Below are 21297 nucleotides of genomic sequence, written 5' to 3' on the forward strand. Positions count from 1 at the left end.
TGCTGAATTACCAAGAGATAGAGGGATTGAAGTATCTTGACTTTAAAACCTGCTGTTATCGCCTTGGTTTACTGGCAAAGTAAAAAATAAATCCTGGTAATTATTTCATATTAATTTGACGCACTTATGACAAACTTATAACAAAAGCATGACTAGAGATTTTTACTTAAAATCTGCTTAAAATTAGGAAATGAAAGAAACTTATTCAGATAAATATTGGTCATAAAATTTTGATAACCAAGACTCATAAATGAGGAGGCTTTTTATATGATGAATCAGATTTTTTCTAAAAAATTACTAGGGCTAGTAGGTGTATCCTTTGTACTTGGTTCGTCTCAATTAGCAATGGCACTTGTACCCAATAACGTTGCGGTTATCGTCAATAGTGGCTCTACCAATACGATAGGGTATCGCATTTATGTATCACCAACTGGAGAAGTTAATTATGTTGATGGCAAAGGTTCTAATCGAGGTAAATTATCCAAAAAATTGACAAGAGAGTTTTTTCGTGACGTGAAAATTGCTGAACCTTTATCTAATTTACCAGTTCAACAAGGTTGTGCAAAATCTGTTTCTTTTGGTACAACTACTACTATTAAGTTAGCCGATCAGCAGTCGCAAGACATTAGCTGTCCTGGTAATGAGAAAGCTCAACGCTTAGATAATGACGTTATTGCAATTGCGAAAGCTTTAAATGTAGTTAATGTTCCTAAGAGCCAAGGAAAACCACTACCACCCCAGAACTTTTAGTTGATTCACCGATTTGACTGTTTTTAGCTGTGGTTAGCATCGGTGAGAGATTAAGGTAGTTGCACATTTATTAAAATGGTGCAGCAAAAGGACTACGAAATCCAGTCTCTAAGCTAGATTTCATAGTCCTTTTATAACTCCTAAATTTTGATTTTATTTGGCAGCGAAATACTCACAGCAGTTGTCTTTTGCATGAAGTACAAAGCTACGGGTTGTCCTTATTCCCCATTATCTAAGGCAATACGCTTGGGTTAAGGGCTACTGGCAACAATTTTGGGTTTTCTAGACGCGATAAATCGCCGTTTCTACAAGGTTCCCTAAGACAGTTACATCCATACCGAAAGTTCTTCCATATCAAACAGAGCAAGTTTTTGAATGCCAGCTTTTTCGAGACTGTTATCTTGTGTACTTCCGCGCCAGATTACGCAAATTACGGAATCCACGATCGCACCCTCATTACGCAGTGCTTCGGTACTATTTATAACCTGACCACCTGTTGTAATAACATCTTCAATAATACACAACTTTTTTCCTTGAATATTAATTCCTTCTGCTACTTTTTCAGTTCCATATTCTTTTTTTGTCTTCCGAACAAAGACAACTGGTAATTCAACTTCTAATGAAATTGCTGTCGCTAAAGGAACTCCCCCTAATTCCAATCCTGCTAGAATTTCTGTGTCTGGTGGAATCTTTTTTACCATTTCTTTAGCTAGCCGCTTCAGCAACAAAGGATTAGATTCAAACTGGTATTTATCAAAGTAATGGGAAGATACCTGACCAGAACGTAACCGAAACTCGCCTTTCAAATAGGAAACACGAACAATTTCTTTGGCTAATTCGCTATGACTCATTTTTACAAAAAGCTAGGATAAAGTATAAAAAAGCCGATGCATTCTCCATCGGCTTAACTGATAATATTCAACAGATGAATAGTCTACTATTCTTGAATTGCTGCTGCTTTGGGGGGAAACTGAATTCTGGGATCTGGCATGAAATTGTATCTCAAGTACAATCCTCCCGATACAAACAGGATAATTAATAACCCACCAATACCAAGGGGACTAGGAAGCCAGAAAACAGCTTCTATATGGTTTAGCTCACCAGGCTGGAGTTTCCACACTAATTGATTGCCATTTTTTTCTGGCTCAATCGCAGTTTCAGTTAGTTGAATATTCTTGGCTCCCCAAGGAGTCTTCAAGCTAAATTCCAAGTCGAGAATTGAACCAGCATTAGCTAGAACGTTACCTTTACTGGCAATTAGAGAGAGCGATCGCAAATCTAAATCATAAATTAACCGATTTCTAACTAAAAGTAAAAAATTGTTCTCCTCCAAGAGGACGTTTGATTCAATTTTCGGCAGTTCTGAGTCAGATTCGCTCTGCACAGACTCAGGGGGTTGATTTGCACGGGGATTAAAAAATTCGTTGAACTTCTCTTGCAATTCCCTACCACTACTAAAAGGAATTGTGACGATGATTTCTTCTTGGGAAACTCGCTGTGTTTTTCCTTCTAGTTGACGGGCGCGACGCTCTATGCTATTTAACCATTCATATACAGAATCGCCGCTAAAACTGGTTAGCCGTTCTCCCAACTTAATATGCTGTATTAGTTCACCACTATTTGAATTATCAAAGTTAAGCCCTACATCGTACTTAACACAACCAGTCAGTAACAGTGATGTTAACAGCACTAGCCATAGAATAGGATTTCGCATGGGAAAGACGCGGTTCATCCGATTTCGACCATTCAGTGTAAATATAAAACGGAATGGTCTAATTAACCACAAGAAAATCTTTCCAAAAATTGAAGAATTTAGAACCATAAATCTCCCCAAAAGTCAACATATTTTGGATTTTAGGTCGCACCTTTGGTGCGCTTCCAGCGCAACTTGGATTTTGGATTGACCACACCGATAAACGGATAAAGCTCGAAGATTTTGGATTTTGGTTTATCCCTTACCCCTTGTGGGTGAGACATGAACCAAAAGAATCTAAAATCTAAAATCCAAAATCTAAAATTGTTATCAGCCAGGGGTTCCTGAAAAATTTAACCAAAGCAAGTACGAGATGGTTAAACCGATAGCAATGAGCGCCACCCAGATAAAGCGATTATCTCTGGTATTGACCTGACTAAGGTCAACAAATTCTGGCTCCGTAGGTTTAGGCTTTTGCTGCACAGAAGATTTAGTCGGTTTTGCAGCGATAGAAATTTTGAGTTCATTATCTGGTAATGCGCCTAAATCGGGAATTTGGGTCATCCATTCGCTGGGTCTTTTCAGCTTTGGTGCTTTTAAGATGTAAAGCATCTGCCGCGCTTGTTTGCCGATTTCAAAATGGGGATGGCGTTTGAGTCTTTCGCAAAGAGCGATCGCATCATCTGTGCGTCCAGCCGCTTCATAAGCTGTTACTAGATGAATCTCTACTTCGCCCCCAAGGCGAGAATTACGAGCTAACAGGGCACTGGCCTTTTCTAAATTTTCTATGGCTTCGCGGTATTGCCCATTTTCAAAGGCAAATTTCCCAGCCTGGTAGCGGCTTTGAGCAATTTCTAAACTTTCTGTACTCACGTTTTCTATAAAAAATCAGCACTATTTTAATTTTGCCAATGCCAGCAATCTTTTTGGAATCTTTTCAAAAGCTGGCAATTTGAAAGTGGATAAACTTCTAAAATTTTAACTAAGTAGCTGCGGACTATTTTCTGATTAAAAATTCCGGTATCTTATGCAGGTGAGCAAAATTATGTTGAAAATCAAGCATTCGCAACTGAATTGGCTCTTAGCGGGTATGACTTTAGCAGTGATGGGTGTAACCATGACTCCGGCTTCTGCCCAGCGATCGCCTGCTGTTGGTTCCCTTATTTATGGTAGCCCGATTGCCACACCTGCGCCTGTAGACCCAGCAACAAAGCAGAACGTGACAAATTCCACGCCTATAAATCCGACAATTCGGGACTCAACCCTAGTTAATCCGGTGATTATCAATAATTCATGGCGTCGTACACCATTTAGCGGTGGGCGATGTCTGACGACAAGTTGCTCCGCACCTTCGCGGGTTATTATTACCTATCCCCGTTAGAGAAGTGGAGGAGCAGTAGGAGAACTCCTCACTCCTTACTCAGCACTCCTATTAGGTAAACTGCGAACCGAGAATCATTGTCCCAATCCCAACATCGGTAAAGATTTCTAGTAATAGGGCGTGAGGAATGCGACCATCTATAATGTGTGCGGCACGGACTCCTTGAGCAAGCGATCGCACACAACAACTCACTTTCGGAATCATCCCACCGCTGACTATACCACTAGCAATCAACTCGCGGGCTTCACGGATATCTACTTTCGGAATCAAAGTAGATTGGTCTTTGTAATCTTTTAAAATTCCACTGGTATCGGTCAGTAAAATTAACTTTTCTGCACCTAACGCAGCAGCGATTTCTCCAGCTACAGTATCAGCATTAATGTTATAAGCTTGCCCTGTCTCGTCTGCGGCGACGCTGGACACCACCGGAATATAGCCATTGCTAGCAAGGGTGTCCAAAATCTTGATATTCACATTACTGACTTCCCCCACAAAACCGATGCCTTCTTGACCTTGGGGACGGGCTGTAAATAGATTACCGTCTTTACCGCAAAGTCCCACAGCCAATCCACCAGCTTGGTTAATTAGGGCGACAATTTCTTTGTTAACTCGACCAACTAAAACCATTTCCACCACATCCATTGTGGCGGCATCAGTGACTCGCAGACCATTTTTAAATTGTGGTTCGATGCCCAGCTTATCTAACCAACTGTTAATTTCTGGGCCACCGCCGTGGACTACAATCGGACGCAAACCCACGCAGGATAAGAATACAATGTCGCGGATAACTTTGTCTTTGAGTGCGCTATCTTTCATTGCTGCGCCACCATATTTGACAACAACAGTGCGACCGGCGAATTGTTGAATATAAGGTAGTGCTTCGCTTAGTACACGTACACGAGTGGCTTCAGCTTGCCTGATGTATTCAGAATCGTTGATCGTCATGAGGAGCCGCCGTTAAGAGTTAAAACCTATTCCAGTCAGTGTAGAAGACTTTGTAACCTGTAACAATGTCTCATGGCTGCCGAGAGCAAAATAAGCTTTTTGTATAGGTATCACTTACAAAAACTTATTTTTAAGATACAAGATTAGGTGCAGCGTTAGCGGAACCCAACATTATGAATAAACTGCTTAATGTTGGGTTACACTCCGTTCCACCCAACCTACAAGGATTTGTGATCCTAACCATAAAAGAAAGACTAACAACCTGAATCGAAAATTATCAGGATATATATGGATACACCGATTACCCTGCGGCTAATTGAAGAATTAAAAGTTATGCCTGAAGACTTGCAATATCGAGTGCTGGAGTTTGCCCGAACTTTAGTAGGTTCACAAATTCATGGTGTTCCAGGTAGACAATTATTAAATTTTGCAGGTACGATACCGCCAAATGATATTCAGTTGATGCACGAAGAAATTGAAGACGGTTGCGAACAGGTAGATTTAGATGAGTGGTAGATACCTGCTTGACACTAATATTATTATTGCTTTGTTTGCAAATGATATCGCAGTAGATAATCAGCTAGTAAATGCAGAAGAAATTTTTATTCCCAGCGTTGCTATTGGTGAATTATTTTACGGTGCAAGAAAATCAGGGCGGACGTGTTTTGGATCATTTATTTCTTGGAAGTCTCTAACCGTCATAAGGAGCCGCCGTTAAGAGTTAAAACATATTTCAGTCAGTGTAGAAATTAACTATTCTCACATTACCGGACACAACATAACAGCGATCGCCCCTTCAAACCTCTAAAATTGAAATCATTCGGCTGAAGCTAGGGAATGAAAATGACCACGCTGCTAATTCAAACTGAAAGCACACCCCTAACAGTAAATTTCCCCTCCCTTGTGCAGATGACAAATGAGCAGTTCTACGAATTCTGCCAAGCTAATGGAGATTTGCGAATCGAGCGCACTGCCAATGGGGAAGTCATCATTATGCCACCAGCTTTTTCAGATACGGGCAACCGTAACTTTAACATTGCTGCACAGCTTGGGTATTGGACTGAACAAGATGGCACTGGCATAGGCTTTGACTCCAGTACGGGTTTTACGCTACCCAATGGAGCAATGCGTTCCCCTGATGCTTCTTGGATTCAACTGGAGCGCTGGAATACATTAACAGATTCACAAAAAGCCTCATTTGCACCAATTTGTCCCAGCTTTGTGATTGAGTTACGCTCATCCAGCGACCGCCTAATAAAATTACAAGAGAAAATGCAGGAGTACATCGATAACGGTGCATCACTAGGCTGGTTAATCGATCGGCAGAATCGAAAAGTCTACATTTACCGTCCGAATCGAGAAGTTGAAATTTTGGATAATCCCGAAGCAGTTACGGGTAATCCAGAATTACCAGGGTTTATCCTGCGGATGGGCAAAATTTGGTAACTTGAGTCTTCTTAATAAGAAACTTGTGTTTTGAGAACGTTAAGAATTGCCTCAAGTATTCGCTGAGAGTAAAGCGATCTTCGTTGTTCAAGGAGCGATCGCACTACGCTACGCCATAATCTGTATACTGACGCTTGTATGGAGCCTGCAAACCCAAGACAATATCCTCTCGTGCTACTCCCGTCATCACTAATTCCTCTGCTGGATTGCGATCGGTTAAATTCTGTTGCAGCCAGATTTTGCCATCTTTAATATCAAAATGCATTACGCATCGATAAATACGATTAAATCCTTGCCAACCGACATTCATCCATTGATAACGATTACGTTCTATGTCTAAAATTAGTTGGACTTCGACATCGTTATCTGAGACATCATCACTGGCATAGTTCGTCAACAATGTTTTAACGTACTCTTGATATTTTGCTAGTTTATCCACTCTACAATCACCTTATCTACTGGATTGTAAACAATTAAACTGATTCATGAAAAATATCTTTTGCAGACACAGTTAGATCAATATTCCCCATTAATGAGACACAGGCTTTTTTAGTATGCCAGGAATTCCCTCAAGTATTCGCTTGGCAACGTCTTCAGGTGTATCTCCCTCTCGCTCAATGATGTGTAAATCAGCTTGAGAATAAAGTGGTGTTCGTTGTTCGAGGAGCGATCGCAATTTACCATAAGGATCAGCGTCTTGTAGCAATGGTCTTGTGGTATCCTCAGCTAAACGGTTGTAAATTATCTCAACTGGTGCATCTAGCCACACTATCAAACCGTGGTGCAAGTAACCCCAATTTTCTCGCCGCAGTACAATGCCCCCACCAGTTGCTATAGTCAACTTTGTAAAAGCACAAACTTTTGAAAGTACGTCACTTTCTAACTGGCGAAACTCTGCTTCACCTTCTTGTGCAAATAACTGATTGATAGATTTACCTGTCGCTTGGGCAATAACATCATCGGTATCCACAAATCCATAACCCAATTCCTTTGCTAGTAAGCGCCCTACCGTCGTCTTACCAACGCCCATAATCCCAATTAAGTACAGGTTGACTCCTTGTAATAAACTGCTCACCAGTCGATTCGCTCCAATTATGAGTTTTGAGTCACAGTTTCAAATTATAGACTTAACGACTCATACATGCGTATTCAAGCAATTCCTGAGTTACAGCTATTTTCAGGTAAATAGACCACGCGGTAGGGGCACAGTAATGCTCATTGGTGTCAACTTAACGGGAAACGGCGGTTAGAAACCGCGTCTATAAGAAACAAAACTCACCTCCGTGGGTTGTCTCGTTCCCAGTCTCCGACTGGGAATGCTCATCTTTGAGGCTCCGCCTTCCTTGTATTTATATAATCCATTCAAAAGATAATTCTATACAGTATTGCTACTACGATTTTGAACGGCGACATTAGCAATTTCCGCAGGAATACAACCATAAACTAAACCTCTGAGAAATTTAGTTTCAACGGATGTCAAGGCTTTTTACTTTGCGGATATCAAACTTACGTATAACTTTTATAACTTTCAATTATTTTTAAATAATACAAATTCATCTTTTATTTAATCTGAATTAACTGCTGTGATTACTGCTATTAATGTATTTAAAGTAACTTAGGCAATAAATTAACCATTATTCTGTGAAATTCCCATAAGTAATAAATAATGAATTTGTAAAGAATGTAGTAAATTTCCTGATAGAACTTGGTAATTGCTGCATAGCGATCGCGATACTTAACAAAAAAATTAACGTAGCTTGTTTGAAACTTTATCCAAACAATATCTGTCTATCTAAATAATCAGGGTTTTTACTCTGGTGGATAATTTTAAGTATACACAATACTGTGTTTCCAAAAATTCAGTATCGTTTCTCTAAAAGTTCAGTTATAACAAGCTCTGCTCAATTAAATGTTTTTGATAAAGGTGTAAATAATGACTTATTTGCTGCGATCGCTCAAAAAAACCTTACAAAATTGAAGTTTCGACACAAAGACTACTGCATATTTCACCCCAATAAGCCTGAATGAATAAATATAGTATGAATGAGGTGTCAACCATGACTCGAATTCGTGACGTTGTAGAAAGAGCTTTAGCAACTGGCTATTTGACACTGGAAGCTGAAGATCAACTACGACAACTGTTGACTACCCGATATGACCTGGAAGATTTTAATGCTTTCATGACTTTGCAGGAAGCTGCCATGACTGGTAAGGTCAAGCAGGAGTCTAGAGAGCGATGTGGCATTAAGTAGAGATGTAGCCTGCTATATCTCACCGACGGGGGCGTTTACCATCATCCTCAAAATCATCATCATCTTCAAAAAATTCCCAATCATCATCATCCGCTTGATTGGTAGCCGGCGGCTGATAAGGGGGGATGATTACCCGATAATCAGCATCGTAAATTGATTCAGTTTTTCCCGCAGCTGTATTTTTTGGCTCGCGGTAGCTGTAGGAGTAAACTGAACCAGACCGAGAACTACTTTTGGCTTCTGATTGACGTTCGTAAGTTGTTGAATCTCTAGGCTGTTGAGCTTGAGAATTAGGGGTAGGTGCTTCCTCTGAGGTTTCATCAAAGTTCCAATCATCTCCACTGCTATTTGTCTCCCAATCATCAAATACCTCACTGCTAGGCTCTTCTTTTTTACTAGCTGGTGGTGGAGGACTGGCAGGACGAGATGTCGGTTCTTCTCTCCGGGTTGCCTTGGCACGAGTTGAAGCAGCGGTTGTTCTGTTAGGGGTTTGGCGTTGTCCTCCCGGAAAATAATTGGATAATTTAAATAAGGTAGCAATCAATATCGATGTGAAAGCACCAGTGGTAGTACTGAACAAAATCCATATCGCTAGTGGTAATGGTTGAGTTCGCATGCCCAAAAATACTAGCGATAGGGCAGGTGAGAAATTTTGGACTAACAACAGCGTTAGTCCTCCCAGTACTGCCACCAATAGAATTAAGCGAATTACAGCCATAGCAATTTTGTCAGTTGTCAATTATCAGTGATCAGTTGTCAGTAGTCAGTTATCAGTCTGATTATTCTTCGCTAATTACTGTTCACCCTACTCAGTGCTGAGTAGTGAGTGCCTCGGCAAGCGAGTAAATCAAGAATTACTCAGTACTTATGTACTTGGGTTTGAGCAAGGCCCCTTGTGGGGGATCTTCTTTTCTAAGGAGGAGGTTGATAACCCGCAAGAAATTGGACGGTCTTTCTAACTCAGCACTTAGCACTCAGCACTCAGCACTCTTCATTGACTACTGACACTATCAGCCATCTCTATCATTACCTTTTTAGGACTATTGTGAAATTTACAATAAATCCATTCAGGACGTTAGCGACGACCTTGCCACCGCTGAATTGGGATGCAGTCAATATCTAGTTGATCTAAAGCACGGGCAACTACAAAATCAACTAAATCCTCGATGGTTTGGGGATTGTGATACCAGGCGGGAATAGCGGGGACAACTCTAACTCCAACTTCTGCTAAAGAAGTTAAGTTACGTAGGTGGATGAGGCTAAAAGGGGTTTCACGCGGGACAATTACGAGCTTTCGCCCTTCTTTGAGTTGGACATCCGCTGCCCGTTCTAGTAAATCGGAACTCAAGCCAACTGCTAGCTTTGCCACTGTACTCATGCTGCATGGAATAATCATCATCCCCAGAGTGGCAAAGGAACCACTAGCAATTCCAGCTCCAACATCGCTCCAAGGATGACAGCGTAGTTTACCCGCAAGTGCAACACCAGCTTGCTCTCGCCAGAATTGTTCTTGCCCGGTTGGTTCTGGTGGCATCCGAATTTCCTGTTCTGACTGCCAAACCATGTAAGTTGATTTAGAGGCGACCAATTCAATACTATACTCAGCTTCTAGCAAAAATTTGATCGCGCGAACAGCGTAAATCAGGCCAGATGCGCCCGATACGCCTAAAATTAAAGGTTTGGTGTTATTTGACACTTAAAATGTAGTTAATTTTACTCATCATCCGAGTAAGGATCTAGGTCATCAGGCTCAATATCATTTGGTAAGTAGAGGTCTGAAAGTTCGTCATTAGAATCATTGGCAGTTAGATTTTTGGCTACACCATCGCTGCCGACTGTTACCAAATCAATTTGCTGACGGTAGTAGTCGACACTCTTAACTTGGACAGCGACGCGATCGCCTAATCGATAAGAAGCGCGATTTTTGCGACCAAAAAGTGCTTGTTGTCTGGCGCGATATTCATACCAATCATCTTTGAGGGAGCTGACGTGTACCAATCCTTCTACCCGCAAAGGTACACCCGGATTACTGCTGGATTCTACCTCGGCGGCTGGTACTTCAATTTCCACAAAGAAACCGTAGGATTGCACCCCGGTAATCACGCCTTGAAATACCTGACCGATGCGTTGCTTCATCAGTTGGGCTTTTTGCAGTCCGGCTAAATCAGCTTCGGCTTCTTGGACTTCCTTTTCTCGGTCGTTGATTTGGACAATTACCCTAGTTAAGTCGCTTTGCAATTCTTGTTGCAACTCTGGGGGTAAAACGTTCCAGTTAATTTCCTCGTGGCTGGAGGAGTGGCGGAGGTTAACCCGTTCTCTCACACGGGTATTGCGGCGATCGCGCCCGTTTTCGAGTAGGGTGTAATACACTCTCTGCATCAGCAAATCTGGGTAACGCCGCAAGGGAGCGCTAAAGTGGACATATTGCGGTAGTGCCAGACCAAAGTGAGAGCCTTTGGTAGTGCTGTATGCAGACGGCTTCAGTGTATCTTGTAATAAGTAGGTAAGAACTTGCTCAGAGGGAGATTCAGCAAAAGCTGTGGTCAAATGTTGATAATCTAAGGGTTGGATATCGACTTCTGGATCTAGTGTGAGATCAACGCCTAAATTGACTGCCAATTTCAGCATTTCTTGGACATCTTCAACATCGGGTGTACCTTGAACTCGCCAGATAGCGGGAACCCCAAGGGCATTTAAGTGAGTTGCAAATAGTTGGTTAACTAATAGTACCAACTCCGTGAGTAGCGATCGCACTGGTAAATCATTCACCACCACAGCCCCTAAAATCCCCTCATCATAATAGGCGTTTTGGCTAGGCGGTAGATTTAACTGGAGACTACCACGAGTTAACCGCACTTGTTTCACGGCTGTTTGCAAGGCTTGGAGGTCTTGCAAGATTTGGGAAATCTGTGGAGATTGATGTTGAGATTCACCTGTAAGAATTGCTTGAGCTTGTTCAGTACTTAGTGCAGTTTCTACATTGATGACACTGGGTTGAATTTCCCATTCCAACACTTCTCCCGATTTGGGATCAATGGTAATTAAAAAAGAGATGGTTAAGCGATCGCTCCCAGGTACTAGAGAACAGCGTTCTGCCACAGTTGGGGGCAAGATTGGCAACACCAATTCTCCCAAATAAACTGATTTACCCCGTTTGAGTGCTTCTCGATCTAGAGGTTCGTCAGGTTGGACATAGTGAGAAACATCAGTGATATGAACGCCTAAAAGCCAATTTCCGGCTAAGTTTTTTTCTAGACTAAAAGCGTTTTCGATAAATTTGGTGTCGCCGCCATTTACCCCTTCAATAGTGAGAGTAAACAAATTACGTAAATCTAGCCGATTTTTCAGGTCTGCTTTCAGCAGCTTTTTGGGCAACCTGGCGGCTGCTTCAACGACATTATCTGGAAAAGTCCGGGAAAGGTCGTGTTTGCACGTAACTAAATCTATATCAGCAGCAGCTTCGGCATCGCTACCGAGGATTTGCACGACTCTACCGAGGGGAGGATATTGTGCCAACGGATAACGCAAAACTTCCACATGAACCAGGTGATCGATCGCTTCTTCTAACTTTGCCCCGTTAGGTTGAATCTTGAGTTCAAATAGCAATCGATCGTCTAAAGGCACAGCCCGAAAACCAGTTTCTACCTGCTTAATTCGTGCCAGTAACGTGTGGTTGGAACGTTCGAGAATCAGCTTGACTTCCCCTTCAGGAGAGCGGCGGCGACTGCCTTCTTTGAGAACTCTCACCAAAACGCGATCGCCATTCCAAGCATTACTCAGATGACTTTCGCGGATGTAAATATCCTCAGCGCCTTCCACATCTTGAATAGCAAAGCAAAAGCCCTTACTAGAACAACGGAGTTTTGCCTCGATTACGCCGTCTTCTGAGACACGGCGGTACTTGCCCCGTTCCTTCACTAAAATACCGATTTTTTCGAGAACATCTAAGGCAATGTGAAGTTTTTGTAAACTTTTTTCATCTTCACAGCCAAGCTTCTTTTCTAAAACCTTCCGAGCTACCAATTTATCATCGGTGAAATTGGCAAGGAGTGTAGCGATTGAAAATTCCATGCAGTGAACCGACCTTTGGTCAAAACATCATTTGTTGTTTAACAAAACAGAATTCAGGAGCCAGAATGGGCTAAACGCCCCGCTACCGCTAACAAAATTTAATTCTGTGTGACTGGTGAACCAGCACTGCAAGAAGGTTTCCTTCTGTAGGTGACTGGTGAAACCGAAGAGCGGTAGCGAGTCCGCAAGCGTCTGAATCAAGGGGTTTAAGTCCTCCACAAAAATTTTCTTGTTTTGTGGTTAACTTTTGTAGTGGTTGGTCTCTCTTACAAAGTTGCTCCTCTTGGGGAGACCCCAAGACCGCACTTTGCGCTGAATTCCCCACTATCTTGATTCTGAATTCTGAATTCTGAATTCTGAATTCTTCTTTAATCTGGTTCTTTCCTGTATACCCTCACGGCTTACAGAAACAAGTTGGAAACTAATTGCCCTGGAGCAAGACTTCCTAAGTTCTAAGGAAAGGAAGCCCGACCCAGCAAAAGCGGGAAAATACTCCCACAGTTCCGAGCAAAGGAAGCCGACCCACGGACAACTCTGGGTGTCTACGAACTTCTCACTGCAAGATGCTCTCAGAATTTCCCTGCATTCAAGTCCCTTCACCTAAACCAAACTTAAGATTGCACGCCTGATTAGAATTTAGCCCCGCTAGGTAATTACGCGACGGGTTTTTGAGAAGCTGGGTTTAGAGAACTCTCCATACTGCCCAAAAGCGCTATGCAGGTGAGCCACTGCGGTGAGGCAGCCCCCGTCTTCTCCCTTGGCGTTAGCCTCTCCCTTTGGGAGAAGGGGAGAAGCTAAAAGCGATAGCGAGTCTGCGAGCGTCTGGGGTCTCCCCAAGTGGAGCAACTGCCGTCAAGTGGCGTGGAAACTACAAGTGTTTAATTGTCTAGAGTGAAGGTAATTTTACGCCATTAGACTCTGATGTTTAACTAGGAGGAACTGCCGGTGAACCCAATTTTCCCACATGTAGAATCGGTAACAATTAGGTGAGCAGCTTAATAAGCAGCGAGGGTGAACCTTATCTCCATTATTGTAGATTTAGAGCGCACTTCCAGAAAATAGTTGTAGATATCGAGTTGGGTAATCAGTATAGCATTGCAAGCAAGACTACCCAGACAAGTTAGCACTAGCCAAAAGTTTCGTCAAAAAACACCTACTGCTACAATTAGGACACAAGGCAAAGCAAGAATATTACTTTAAAAGGGACTGGGCATTGGGCATTGGAAAAGGGAGCAACGCGAAAAAGTGAGATCATCGTGAAAACAGCAGGGGAGCAGGGGGAGCAGGGGAAGTGAAGAGAAAATTTTAGTATTTTTTACGACCGGAATAGTCCTAAATACATTTGTTTCTTTCTCTCCCCCTGCCTCCCCTGCCTCCCCACCTCACAAAATCGAATTGCTCCCTTGGAAAACTCCTAGTCCCCAGTCCCTAGTCCCCATTCCCCTTTAGATTGGTAGCAGTATTATGTTGGCTCAATTCCAGAGCTTGTATCCCAAAGGTAGTCTGATTTCTGAGTTAGTACAAATTTTTCAAGGAAAATATATTGTTCGGGCAAGCGTGCAAATTGAAGGCGTAACCCGTGCTACGGGTATGGCAGCAGCCGAAACAGTAGAAGCAGCAGAAGACCAAGCCAGAACCAGGGCTTTGATAGTCTTGGGTATTACAAATGCGCCACAGGAATCAGTGGCATTTCCCTCAAATCCAGTTTCCCCAGCGCCGCAAAACCCTTCCTTGAATACCAAAGTAGGGTTAAATGAGCCTGCTGCCTATTCCTCCGTAAAGGATGAGGAGTTTGTTAGTAATCAGTGGTCAGCAGTCAGCGACAAAGAAATATCTACGCCGCCCTCCAAAGGACTGAATATCAAACCAGAAGTAGTAACAAGCAGTAACGAACAATATGGGTACAGCAATGCTGCGCCCCTAAGTGACGATACCTATAGCCAGAATTTAAGTCAAAACTTTCCTGTGACTGGCAATCGGGAGCTAGAATTTGATCCTCCAGTTGAAAGCTTGGAAATAACCTTTGATAACCAGTTAGAAAATCAAACCTTTCCAGCAATTTCTGCCAATAATGTCACACCATTTACACCCCGGAGTTACAGCCCTCAAGAAAATGTCGCTACCCCGTCAGGGAAAGGAAAGAGAAACAAGAAAGCTGAACCTGTGGATTTATCGGATGTAATTGCGAAAACAGATGTCGAACTTCAGCGTTTAGGCTGGACACCAGAACAGGGACGGGAGCATCTGATTGAAACCTACGGTAAGCGGGGGCGTACTTTGCTCACTGAAGAAGAATTACACGGATTCCTCAAATACTTACAATCGCAGCCAGACCCAATAGCGGGATTTTGATTAGTCATTAGTTATTAGTCATTAGTCATTCGTAAAGACTAATGACTAATAACGTAGGCTGTTGAAACTGTGACGAAGTTATGAAACCTGTGAATTTTTCTGAAGTAATTGCTCAAACAGATGTTGAAATGCAGCGTTTAGGGTTGACAACAGAACAGGGACGGGATCATCTGATTAAAACTTATGGGAAGCGATCGCGTTTTTTGCTAACCGATGAGCAATTGTATGAATTCCTGCAATACCTTGTATCTCAACCGACACCAACATTAGAGGAAGTTTTAATTGCTGGTGATATCACACCGTTTACTCCACCTAATTATAGTCCGCAAGAGGATATAGTCGCCCTGACAGGGACAGGAAGGAGAAAAAAGAAAACTCAACCAGTAGATTTATCGGATGTAATTGCGAAAACAGATGTCGAAATCCAGCGCTTAGGCTGGACACCAAAACAGGGGCGAGAACATCTGATTAAAGTCTACGGTAAGCAAGGGCGTACTTTACTGACAGAAGTAGAATTATTAGACTTCCTCCAATACCTTGTATCTCTACCTACAACAGAATCCCCCACGGATTTTGACGCGGAATATGAAGAGTTTCAAGATTTATCTACATACTCAGAAGAATCAGACAAGGTAATTACTAGAATGTCTTCTGAGGATTTATCTCAGATATTGGATAAAACTGATGTCCAAATGCAGCGTTTAGGCTGGACAACAGAACAGGGACGAGAACATCTGATTAAAGTCTACGGTAAGCGATCGCGTACTTTACTGACAGAAGCAGAATTACTAGACTTCCGGCAATACCTTGCATCCCTTACATCTCAAGCAACACCAGCAGATTTATTGGATGTAATTGCTAAAACAGATATCGAAATGCAGCGCTTAGGCTGGACACCAGAACAGGGACGAGAACATCTGATTAAAGTCTACGGTAAGCGATCGCGTACTTTACTGACAGAAGTAGAATTATTAGACTTCCTCCAATACCTTATATCTCAACCAACACAAGCATTAGACGAAATTTTCATAAAAACTCCTAGCAAGCAAAGTAGAAATTTGCTTACCCAAGAAAAACTACTAGGATTCCTCAAATACATAGAATCTCAACCTACAGTAGAATATCCCAGTAGAAATTTGCTTATCCAAGAAAAACTACTAGGATTCCTCAAATACGTAGAATCTCAACCTACAGTAGAATGTCCCACGGATATTGACGCGGAATATTAAGTACTTGAGCAGACCATCCATTCACAAAATAACCCCTCTTCATAAGTAAAGAGGGGTTATTTTTGTGGTTTAAGAGAATTTAAAGTGGTAAATCACCATTTACCAATCGTGACTATTAATTAACAACTGCAACGGCTGGACGGCTACCGGCGGCGTGACGGTCAATCACTTGGTCAATCAAACCGTATTCTCTGGCTTCCTCTGGCGACATGAAAAAGTCACGTTCAGTATCTTCAGCAATGCGCTCAATTGGTTGACCTGTATGGTCGGCTAAATAGTCATTTAGCCGTTTCTTATGGTACAAAATTTCCCGCGCCTGAATTTCAATATCAGTCGCCTGTCCTTGAGCGCCACCTAAAGGTTGATGAATCATAATCCGAGAATGGGGTAGACTCATCCGCTTACCCTTAGCACCCGCGCTGAGGAGGAAAGCACCCATACTCGCCGCCAATCCGGTACAAATTGTACAGACATCAGGGCGAATATGTTTCATAGTGTCAAAAATGCCCATACCAGCCGTCACCGAACCACCGGGAGAATTGATGTACATATAAATGTCTTTCTCCGGGTCTTCAGCATCCAAATACAGCAGTTGGGCAACAATCAAGTTAGCAATGTTGTTATCAACTTGTTGTCCCAAAAAGATGATGCGCTCACGTAACAGCCGTGAGTAGATGTCAAAGGCGCGTTCACCTCGACCCGATTGTTCAATAACGATAGGAATCATGGAAGCGTGTTTGTGGCTACTTTAAATACATTTTATCGGTGACAGCACGAAACTGGGGTTTATCTCTACTATTCCCAGGTAGATAAAAGTAAATCTTTCACATTCTTTCTTATCCAACAAGGGAATAAAAGCACATTTTGCAATGGATTCAACCTTTAAGGGCACTTTTTAGCGGCAAAAGCTGTCTCAGAGAATATCCCGATTTAGGGAAGAACAAATCAAAAAACTCCAACTATCGCCAATCTCATGTTTCGGCCTTTGCTGCACAACCTTGGCGATATGGTGATTAAGGGAAATCCAAGAAATAAATTATCCAATATTGTGGGGTGGGCATCTTTGCCCGCCCAGTTGATATGGCGGGCGAGACGCCCACCCCACAAGAGTTAATTGTATGGATATTTCTTTATTTGGAAGTCCCTAAACCGATAACCGAAATCCGACTTGCTTAGGGAATTATGTTATTTTTCGGTAACATTTTAAACATTTTTTTAGAATTTCCCTCGGCAATTATCAAGTTATTTTTGTTAGATTCGGTAAGTCGATAGTACGAGGTGTATTTAGAATAACTAGTCCTAATTGAAAATGCTATCCACTCAGAGAGAGACGTGCCATGCTGGAAAAACTTATACAAGCCGCCATCATCACCTTCTTGCTCCATCTGATAGCAGGACTTAGCCCAAATACTTTAATTCAGACAAAGACAGCATCACCTATGCAAGAAACACCACCAAATATTGTTAGCTTGCTGTTGCGATCTTTTCAATAATAATGTTTCATAAGTTGCACAGGTGTAAGTAAGTCGGCGCAAATAAACCCAGTCATATAAATGATTATTGACTACAAACCTGTAAATTTTTACATAAACTTACTTAGGTGATATCAAAACCATTATAGTGCTACCTTCTAACTCAGGGTTTCTTGCTTATGTACATAGCCGTCTAGGCTAACACTCTTGGGAACAGGGTAGACTGAGCAAAGAAGGCAACTATTTGCGTTTGATCATGACTAATCGCCTTGCTGAAGCTAAGAGCCTCTATCTCCGTAAACACGCCGAAAACCCCATTGATTGGTGGCCTTGGTGTGACGAAGCACTTGCAACTGCAAGGGCGCAAAATAAACCGATTTTCCTTTCCATTGGTTATTCTAGTTGCCACTGGTGTACTGTCATGGAAGGCGAGGCTTTTTCTGATATTGCGATCGCTGACTATATGAATGCCAATTATCTTCCCATCAAAGTAGACAGGGAAGAAAGACCTGACCTCGATAGCATCTACATGCAGGCTTTGCAGATGATGAGCGGTCAAGGTGGTTGGCCTTTAAATATTTTTCTTTCCCCAGAAGATTTAGTGCCGTTTTACGCTGGTACTTATTTCCCTGTAGACCCGCGCTATGGTCGTCCGGGATTTTTGCAGGTGTTGCAAGCGCTTCGCCGTTATTACGATACAGAAAAAGCAGATTTACAGCAACGCAAAGCCTTGATTGTTGAGTCTCTGCTCACGTCTGCGGTGTTGCAAGACGGTACAACAGATGAGCTTGAAGACCATGAATTACTCCGCCAAGGTTGGGAAACCAGTACAGGCATAATTACTCCGAGTCATTCTGGCAATAGCTTTCCGATGATTCCCTACACAGAATTAGCACTGCGGGGAACTCGATTTAATTTTGAATCTCGCTATGATGGCAAGCAAGTTTGTACCCAGCGAGGACTAGACTTAGCGCTGGGAGGTATTTATGACCATGTAGGCGGTGGTTTTCATCGCTATACTGTTGACCCAACTTGGACAGTACCGCATTTTGAAAAGATGCTCTACGACAATGGACAGATTGTGGAGTATCTGGCTTCTTTGTGGAGTGCAGGAATACAAGAGCCAGCCTTTGAAAGAGCGATCGCTGGTACTGTACAATGGCTGAAGCGAGAAATGACTGCGCCTGAAGGTTACTTCTATGCTTCTCAAGATGCCGATAGCTTCACCCAAGCCACGGCAGTAGAACCAGAAGAAGGAGCTTTTTATGTTTGGAGTTACAGCGAATTACAACAACTGTTAACACCTGAAGAATTAACGGAATTACAACAGCAATTTACTGTTACCTCTAGCGGCAACTTTGAAGGACGTAATGTTTTGCAAAGAAGGAATTCTGGCAAACTGAGCGCAACGCTAGAAACTTCGCTGAGTAAGCTGCTTACCGTTCGTTATGGCGTTAATTCTGAGTCGCTAGAAACTTTTCCCCCGGCTCGTAACAACCAAGAAGCAAAAACCACTAATTGGTCGGGTCGCATTCCTTCGGTGACAGATACGAAGATGATTGTCGCCTGGAATAGCTTGATGATTTCCGGTCTGGCTAAGGCTGCTGGGGTTTTCCAACAACCTTTGTATCTGGAATTAGCAGCACGAGCAGCGAATTTTATCTTGGAAAATCAATTTGCAGATGGGCGTTTTCAGCGACTCAACTATCAAGGAGAACCAAGTGTTTTAGCTCAGTCTGAAGATTATGCTTTGTTTATTAAAGCTCTGCTAGATTTACAAGCTTCCAACCCTGAGCATAAACAATGGTTAGAAAAAGCGATCGCTATCCAAGATCAATTCAACGAATTTCTCTGGAGTGTAGAGTTAGGTGGATATAATAACACATCACGCGACTCTAGTCAAGATTTAATTGTCAGAGAACGTAGTTACGCAGATAATGCGACACCATCAGCTAATGGAGTTGCGATCGCTAATCTTGTCCGTCTGGCTTTACTCACGGATAATCTAGATTATTTGGATTTAGCAGAACTTGGTTTAAAAGCTTTTAAAAGTGTAATGCATCGCGCTCCCCAAGCTTGTCCCAGTTTGTTTACAGCCTTGGATTGGTATCGTAACTCTACCTTGATTCGCAGCACCACTGAGCAAATAAACTCGCTGATCCCCAAGTTTCTACCAACGGCTGTGTTTGCTATCACATCTGATTTACCAGAGGGAAGCGTTGGGTTAGTTTGCCAAGGTTTAAAGTGCCTTGCACCAGCAGAAAATGTAGAGCATTTATTGCAGCAAGTGGAGAAAAGTCAGAATAGAGCTTTGGATTAATTCATAGCGGTTTTTAAACGCAAAGGGACGCTGAGGAAAGCGCTGAGGTACGCAGAGTTTTTTAAGAGAATTTGCTAAGAAGTTACGAAATTATGACGAACCGAAGCGAATTAACCGCCATTGTATTAGCAGGCGGTAAAAGTTCTCGCATGGGTCAAGATAAAGCCTTGATTCCCATTCAAGGAGTGCCGTTGTTGCAGCGAGTTTGTGCGATCGCTCAAACCTGTGCAGATACTATTTATATAGTCACTCCCTGGTCAGAACGCTATCAAGATTTGCTTTTACCTGGTTGTCAATTTATCCGAGAAGTACCTTTATCTGGCAAATCCCTCGCCCACGGGCCTTTAGTTGGATTTGCTCAAGGATTAGCGCAAGTACAGACAGAATGGGTGCTGTTGCTAGCTTGCGATTTACCGAGATTGCGGGTTGAGGTGTTGCAAGAATGGGTAACTAGACTTGATGATGTAGGAGATAATGCGATCGCAGCTTTAGCTCATCATCCTAAAGGTTGGGAACCTCTGTGTGGTTTCTATCGCCGCCGTTGTTTGCCACAACTTTTAGAGTTTATCAATCAAGGGGAGCGATCGTTTCAGCAGTGGTTGCGGCAATATCCTGTGGAAGTTTTGCCTTTATCAGAACCCGAAATGCTGTTTAACTGTAATACACCAGAGGACTTGGCTTTAAGTTGAGTTTGCCACTGGGGATTGAATCGTGAACTGGAATTGCTAACTATATATCAACAACGCGAGGAGCGATCATGGGGCAGACACAAGAGCTAGGACAGATTATCATCCTGAATGGTGTCCCGCGATCAGGTAAATCAAGCATTGTCGCAGTTATCCAGGAGACATTTGATGGCCTATGGATGAACTTGGGTGTCGATAGGTTTATGCAAATGACTCCCGCACGATACCTGCCTGGGATCGGTCTGCGGCCAGGGGGAGAACGCCAGGATATTGAACCCGTGGTTCCCATTCTGTACAGCGCTATGTATGAGTCCATCGCCGCCCATAGCCGTTTGGGTGTGAATGTTGTGGTTGATGTTGGACACCATGATGCCTACACAATGGAGCGGGGCATTCTGGCTGATAGTGCCCGACGTTTGAACGGATTGCCGGTTTTGTTTGTAGGTGTTCGCTGCCCCATTGAGATTATTATGGAACGACGACAAAAAACGGGGTGGAATGTGGGAAGTACAGACGACTCCCCGATACCACATCCGGTTCAGTTATGGCAACGTGAAGTCCACATCCCTGGCATCTATGACCTGGAAGTTGATACCTCGTTATTAAGCCCAGGTGCGTGTGCCGAGGTGATCCGCCAGCACCTCGCAGATAATCCAGCACCGTCGGCATTCCAACGACTCGCGGCACGCTAAGTAAGGCG

The 21297-nt window shown here is 42.8% G+C and carries 22 protein-coding genes; 12 read left to right on the top strand and 10 right to left on the bottom strand.

Going from position 1 to position 21297, the window contains the following annotated elements; genetic code table 11:
- The first annotated feature begins 267 nt into the window (after window positions 1–267).
- On the top strand, window positions 268–750 hold the full coding sequence (locus FD723_RS08880) for a hypothetical protein (RefSeq protein WP_179065005.1): 483 nt from the start codon (window positions 268–270) through the stop codon (window positions 748–750).
- Between the two features lie 326 nt (window positions 751–1076).
- Here FD723_RS08880 and pyrE read toward each other — a convergent pair whose 3' ends face one another.
- The 3 genes from pyrE to FD723_RS08895 all read right to left on the bottom strand — a co-directional run bounded on the left by pyrE (window position 1077) and on the right by FD723_RS08895 (window position 3316).
- A complete protein-coding gene (pyrE, locus tag FD723_RS08885) occupies window positions 1077–1601 on the bottom strand; it encodes an orotate phosphoribosyltransferase (RefSeq protein ID WP_179065006.1) in 525 nt (174 codons plus the stop codon).
- Window positions 1602–1687: 86 nt separating this feature from the next.
- Window positions 1688–2572 (bottom strand): DUF3153 domain-containing protein, encoded by an 885-nt coding sequence (locus tag FD723_RS08890; protein ID WP_179065007.1) that lies wholly within the window; start codon window positions 2570–2572, stop codon window positions 1688–1690.
- A gap of 201 nt (window positions 2573–2773) precedes the next feature.
- Window positions 2774–3316: a tetratricopeptide repeat protein gene (locus tag FD723_RS08895; protein ID WP_179065008.1), complete on the bottom strand. Its 543-nt coding sequence runs from the start codon at window positions 3314–3316 to the stop codon at window positions 2774–2776.
- A gap of 172 nt (window positions 3317–3488) precedes the next feature.
- Here FD723_RS08895 and FD723_RS08900 point away from each other — a divergent pair, with 172 nt between their 5' ends.
- Entirely contained in the window at window positions 3489–3824 is a 336-nt protein-coding gene (locus FD723_RS08900) for a hypothetical protein (RefSeq protein WP_179065009.1), read from the top strand.
- 51 nt (window positions 3825–3875) lie between these two features.
- On the opposite strand, the gene argB is transcribed toward FD723_RS08900, so the two are convergent.
- The gene (gene argB, locus FD723_RS08905; RefSeq protein WP_179065010.1) at window positions 3876–4769 is read right to left on the bottom strand and encodes an acetylglutamate kinase; all 894 of its coding nucleotides are present in this window, start codon (window positions 4767–4769) and stop codon (window positions 3876–3878) included.
- A gap of 288 nt (window positions 4770–5057) precedes the next feature.
- On the opposite strand from argB, the gene FD723_RS08910 reads away from it, so the two are divergent.
- From FD723_RS08910 to FD723_RS08920, 3 genes are all read left to right on the top strand, one after another.
- A complete protein-coding gene (locus tag FD723_RS08910; RefSeq protein ID WP_179065011.1) occupies window positions 5058–5285 on the top strand; it encodes a hypothetical protein in 228 nt (75 codons plus the stop codon).
- Window positions 5275–5487 (top strand): PIN domain-containing protein, encoded by a 213-nt coding sequence (locus tag FD723_RS08915; RefSeq protein ID WP_179065012.1) that lies wholly within the window; start codon window positions 5275–5277, stop codon window positions 5485–5487. The genes FD723_RS08910 and FD723_RS08915 overlap by 11 nt, the downstream gene beginning before the upstream one ends.
- 125 nt (window positions 5488–5612) lie before the next feature.
- Window positions 5613–6215, top strand: coding sequence for a Uma2 family endonuclease (locus FD723_RS08920; RefSeq protein ID WP_179065013.1), 603 nt, complete (start codon window positions 5613–5615; stop codon window positions 6213–6215).
- Window positions 6216–6318: 103 nt separating this feature from the next.
- On the opposite strand, the gene FD723_RS08925 is transcribed toward FD723_RS08920, so the two are convergent.
- Together FD723_RS08925 and FD723_RS08930 are read right to left on the bottom strand one after the other, a co-directional pair.
- A complete protein-coding gene (locus FD723_RS08925; protein ID WP_179065014.1) occupies window positions 6319–6654 on the bottom strand; it encodes a XisI protein in 336 nt (111 codons plus the stop codon).
- A gap of 90 nt (window positions 6655–6744) precedes the next feature.
- On the bottom strand, window positions 6745–7290 hold the full coding sequence (locus tag FD723_RS08930; protein ID WP_179065015.1) for a shikimate kinase: 546 nt from the start codon (window positions 7288–7290) through the stop codon (window positions 6745–6747).
- A 982-nt stretch (window positions 7291–8272) separates the two neighbouring features.
- On the opposite strand from FD723_RS08930, the gene FD723_RS08935 reads away from it, so the two are divergent.
- Window positions 8273–8467, top strand: a complete 195-nt coding sequence (locus tag FD723_RS08935; protein ID WP_179065016.1) for a hypothetical protein — start codon at window positions 8273–8275, stop codon at window positions 8465–8467.
- 19 nt (window positions 8468–8486) lie between these two features.
- On the opposite strand, the gene FD723_RS08940 is transcribed toward FD723_RS08935, so the two are convergent.
- The 3 genes from FD723_RS08940 to FD723_RS08950 all read right to left on the bottom strand — a co-directional run bounded on the left by FD723_RS08940 (window position 8487) and on the right by FD723_RS08950 (window position 12538).
- Window positions 8487–9185 (bottom strand): LapA family protein, encoded by a 699-nt coding sequence (locus tag FD723_RS08940; RefSeq protein ID WP_179065017.1) that lies wholly within the window; start codon window positions 9183–9185, stop codon window positions 8487–8489.
- A gap of 357 nt (window positions 9186–9542) precedes the next feature.
- Window positions 9543–10163 (bottom strand): flavin prenyltransferase UbiX, encoded by a 621-nt coding sequence (locus tag FD723_RS08945; RefSeq protein WP_179065018.1) that lies wholly within the window; start codon window positions 10161–10163, stop codon window positions 9543–9545.
- Window positions 10164–10180: 17 nt separating this feature from the next.
- The gene (locus FD723_RS08950) at window positions 10181–12538 is read right to left on the bottom strand and encodes a ribonuclease R family protein (protein ID WP_179065019.1); all 2358 of its coding nucleotides are present in this window, start codon (window positions 12536–12538) and stop codon (window positions 10181–10183) included.
- A gap of 1464 nt (window positions 12539–14002) precedes the next feature.
- Between FD723_RS08950 and FD723_RS08955 the strand changes: the two genes are divergently transcribed.
- Both FD723_RS08955 and FD723_RS42595 read left to right on the top strand, forming a co-directional pair.
- On the top strand, window positions 14003–14890 hold the full coding sequence (locus tag FD723_RS08955; RefSeq protein WP_179065020.1) for a hypothetical protein: 888 nt from the start codon (window positions 14003–14005) through the stop codon (window positions 14888–14890).
- An 89-nt stretch (window positions 14891–14979) separates the two neighbouring features.
- On the top strand, window positions 14980–16119 hold the full coding sequence (locus FD723_RS42595) for a hypothetical protein (protein WP_256875122.1): 1140 nt from the start codon (window positions 14980–14982) through the stop codon (window positions 16117–16119).
- 115 nt (window positions 16120–16234) lie between these two features.
- Here the strand turns inward: FD723_RS42595 and clpP are convergent, their stop codons facing one another.
- A complete protein-coding gene (gene clpP / locus FD723_RS08970) occupies window positions 16235–16846 on the bottom strand; it encodes an ATP-dependent Clp endopeptidase proteolytic subunit ClpP (RefSeq protein ID WP_179065021.1) in 612 nt (203 codons plus the stop codon).
- Window positions 16847–17456: 610 nt separating this feature from the next.
- On the opposite strand from clpP, the gene FD723_RS08975 reads away from it, so the two are divergent.
- The 4 genes from FD723_RS08975 (at window position 17457) to FD723_RS08990 (ending at window position 21289) form a co-directional block, all read left to right on the top strand.
- Entirely contained in the window at window positions 17457–17612 is a 156-nt protein-coding gene (locus FD723_RS08975) for a hypothetical protein (protein WP_179065022.1), read from the top strand.
- 235 nt (window positions 17613–17847) lie between these two features.
- Window positions 17848–19911 carry a thioredoxin domain-containing protein gene (locus tag FD723_RS08980; protein WP_179065023.1) on the top strand — a complete coding sequence of 688 codons (2064 nt, stop codon included), beginning with the start codon at window positions 17848–17850 and terminating at the stop codon, window positions 19909–19911.
- A 92-nt stretch (window positions 19912–20003) separates the two neighbouring features.
- On the top strand, window positions 20004–20600 hold the full coding sequence (locus tag FD723_RS08985; RefSeq protein WP_179065024.1) for a molybdenum cofactor guanylyltransferase: 597 nt from the start codon (window positions 20004–20006) through the stop codon (window positions 20598–20600).
- Between the two features lie 68 nt (window positions 20601–20668).
- Window positions 20669–21289, top strand: coding sequence for a chloramphenicol phosphotransferase CPT family protein (locus tag FD723_RS08990; RefSeq protein WP_179065025.1), 621 nt, complete (start codon window positions 20669–20671; stop codon window positions 21287–21289).
- Window positions 21290–21297: the final 8 nt, after the last annotated feature.

This window comes from Nostoc sp. C052, from assembly GCF_013393905.1.
In the GTDB taxonomy this organism is placed as follows: domain Bacteria; phylum Cyanobacteriota; class Cyanobacteriia; order Cyanobacteriales; family Nostocaceae; genus Nostoc.

What these genes read in the sequence shown, in the direction of transcription:
- FD723_RS08900 (WP_179065009.1), top strand. Translation starts at nt 3,489, where the DNA reads ATGTTGAAAATCAAGCATTCGCAACTGAATTGGCTCTTAGCGGGTATG.
- pyrE (WP_179065006.1), bottom strand. Translation starts at nt 1,601, where the DNA reads ATGAGTCATAGCGAATTAGCCAAAGAAATTGTTCGTGTTTCCTATTTG.
- FD723_RS08890 (WP_179065007.1), bottom strand. Translation starts at nt 2,572, where the DNA reads ATGGTTCTAAATTCTTCAATTTTTGGAAAGATTTTCTTGTGGTTAATT.
- FD723_RS08915 (WP_179065012.1), top strand. Translation starts at nt 5,275, where the DNA reads ATGAGTGGTAGATACCTGCTTGACACTAATATTATTATTGCTTTGTTT.
- argB (WP_179065010.1), bottom strand. Translation starts at nt 4,769, where the DNA reads ATGACGATCAACGATTCTGAATACATCAGGCAAGCTGAAGCCACTCGT.
- FD723_RS08975 (WP_179065022.1), top strand. Translation starts at nt 17,457, where the DNA reads ATGCTGGAAAAACTTATACAAGCCGCCATCATCACCTTCTTGCTCCAT.
- FD723_RS08940 (WP_179065017.1), bottom strand. Translation starts at nt 9,185, where the DNA reads ATGGCTGTAATTCGCTTAATTCTATTGGTGGCAGTACTGGGAGGACTA.
- FD723_RS08880 (WP_179065005.1), top strand. Translation starts at nt 268, where the DNA reads ATGATGAATCAGATTTTTTCTAAAAAATTACTAGGGCTAGTAGGTGTA.
- FD723_RS08955 (WP_179065020.1), top strand. Translation starts at nt 14,003, where the DNA reads ATGTTGGCTCAATTCCAGAGCTTGTATCCCAAAGGTAGTCTGATTTCT.
- FD723_RS08920 (WP_179065013.1), top strand. Translation starts at nt 5,613, where the DNA reads ATGACCACGCTGCTAATTCAAACTGAAAGCACACCCCTAACAGTAAAT.
- FD723_RS08910 (WP_179065011.1), top strand. Translation starts at nt 5,058, where the DNA reads ATGGATACACCGATTACCCTGCGGCTAATTGAAGAATTAAAAGTTATG.
- FD723_RS08935 (WP_179065016.1), top strand. Translation starts at nt 8,273, where the DNA reads ATGACTCGAATTCGTGACGTTGTAGAAAGAGCTTTAGCAACTGGCTAT.
- clpP (WP_179065021.1), bottom strand. Translation starts at nt 16,846, where the DNA reads ATGATTCCTATCGTTATTGAACAATCGGGTCGAGGTGAACGCGCCTTT.
- FD723_RS08985 (WP_179065024.1), top strand. Translation starts at nt 20,004, where the DNA reads ATGACGAACCGAAGCGAATTAACCGCCATTGTATTAGCAGGCGGTAAA.
- FD723_RS08990 (WP_179065025.1), top strand. Translation starts at nt 20,669, where the DNA reads ATGGGGCAGACACAAGAGCTAGGACAGATTATCATCCTGAATGGTGTC.
- FD723_RS08980 (WP_179065023.1), top strand. Translation starts at nt 17,848, where the DNA reads ATGACTAATCGCCTTGCTGAAGCTAAGAGCCTCTATCTCCGTAAACAC.
- FD723_RS08950 (WP_179065019.1), bottom strand. Translation starts at nt 12,538, where the DNA reads ATGGAATTTTCAATCGCTACACTCCTTGCCAATTTCACCGATGATAAA.